This is a genomic window from Sphaerochaeta sp. UBA5836, from assembly GCF_002432845.1.
In the GTDB taxonomy this organism is placed as follows: Bacteria; Spirochaetota; Spirochaetia; order Sphaerochaetales; family Sphaerochaetaceae; genus Sphaerochaeta.
This window is the reverse complement of sequence record NZ_DJGW01000041.1, coordinates 2,293-3,992: the sequence shown is the minus strand read 5'-3', so window position 1 is coordinate 3,992 and position 1,700 is coordinate 2,293. Positions and strand designations below refer to the sequence as shown.

Sequence of the window (1,700 nt, the reverse complement as noted above, 5' to 3'; positions counted from 1 at the left end):
ATCTTTTTTCATGTCTCACCGATATATAGCGTAGTAGGACACGAGGAGCGAGGATTCCAAGGACATAATGACAACAAAGGGCAACATATCTCTCTCAACTATATTTACTACAATAATATTTTTTCTATATTTCGTGACACAATCAAACGAACACTCATCATCATACCTGGTAAGTGAAGGATACTCCTTGTTTGCAAACGCCCGTTTCTTTGGGGGAACAGCCAACAGAACGAGCGAAAATGTAGGAGAAACCTGGACCGACAATCTCCTGCCCTGCACCAGGGGCAATAGTGCATCCCTTATTTTCTCTGCCGGTCTTCACTGTCAGATGTGAATAGAGCATACCCGAAAATGAAAGCCTTGCGTCCACTTGGTGAATTGCCCAATAATTTTATAGGCAAATGCCACGGTTTTGTGTACGATGGTAGCAGGCGGACACCTGCATGCAAACCGTAGTAATCGTGAACATCTTCAGCATCTTTCCCCTGCTATTCACCATCTATTTGGCGAAACGGCATCTCTCGGGGTCCCGCCAGAACTGGTACTACATCTTCGCTTCGGTCATTACCATCATCCTGCTGATAGCGGAAATCGTAGGAGCACTCATCAGTGAGAAGCCAGGCAATGCTGCTTTGGCTGTGCACTATCTCAGTTACGCATTGGGCTATACACTCACCCCCCTGGTGCCGATGATCGTACTCTTCTACCTCGGCTGCTCAGAATGGTCGTTTGCCAAGAAACTCTTGTTGTTCATTCCCGTGGCAGTGAATATCCTGATTTCCATTTTATCCATGCAAAGCGGTTGGTATTTCACGATTCTTACCAACAATACCTACCAGAGGGGGCCGTATTTTTGGTTCGTCACAGCCTTCTCGGCGTATTACTATGGATGGATTCTGATCAAATTATTGCAGATCAATAAAACAAGGGTAGTCCCCTCGAAATTCCTTCTTGGCTTTGTGTACACGCTGCCGATACTCTCCACAGGCTTCCAATTGGCCACACGTGATGAAATCTATGTCTTCAGCACCGTAGGGGTTTCGCTGCTCTTGTACTATCTCATCGTCCAGGAAGCCCAGTTTGATTACGATGTCCAGACAAAAGTATACAACCGTGAAGCCTTCGAGCAGGAACTGCTTGCACGACAGTACCACGAACAGGACAGGGCAATTTTTATGTTTGATGTAAACAACCTGAAACAGACAAACGACGTATGGGGCCATCAGGAGGGAGACAGCCTTTTGGCATCCGTTGCCCAAATCCTGACATCAGTCTTTGAACCTGAAGGAAAGGTATTTCGCATCGGCGGCGATGAGTTCGCTGTTCTTCTCCCGCTCTCAAAAAAAGCAGACCCTGCCGTCTATCAGGAACATCTTCTGCAATCGATTGCCTCGGCAAACGAAAGCAGGGTCCACCCCATCTCCATCGCCTATGGGTATGCGATCAACAACAAGGAAGCAGGCATCGGCTTGAGAAAAACTTTCAACCTTGCCGATGAAGCGATGTATCGAAACAAGAGCGAGCAACGCAGGATGCTACGAGAGCAGTCCTGAGAGCTGCATCCGTACATACAGATACTCCAGCTCGCGCAGCGTGCCTAGGGCTGTGAATGCAGCTTGCATGACGTCGAGCTCTTTTTGCCGAAGCATCGATGCATCGGAAACACCTGCACCGAACCGTATTTGCTCGGTTTCCAATAC

1 protein-coding gene is annotated in these 1,700 nt (G+C 47.9%); it reads left to right on the top strand.

All coding sequences use genetic code 11. The features are described from left to right. The first annotated feature begins 443 nt into the window (after positions 1-443). The gene (locus B3F49_RS03295) at positions 444-1,553 is read left to right on the top strand and encodes a GGDEF domain-containing protein (RefSeq protein ID WP_293908941.1); all 1,110 of its coding nucleotides are present in this window, start codon (positions 444-446) and stop codon (positions 1,551-1,553) included. Positions 1,554-1,700 lie beyond the last annotated feature (147 nt).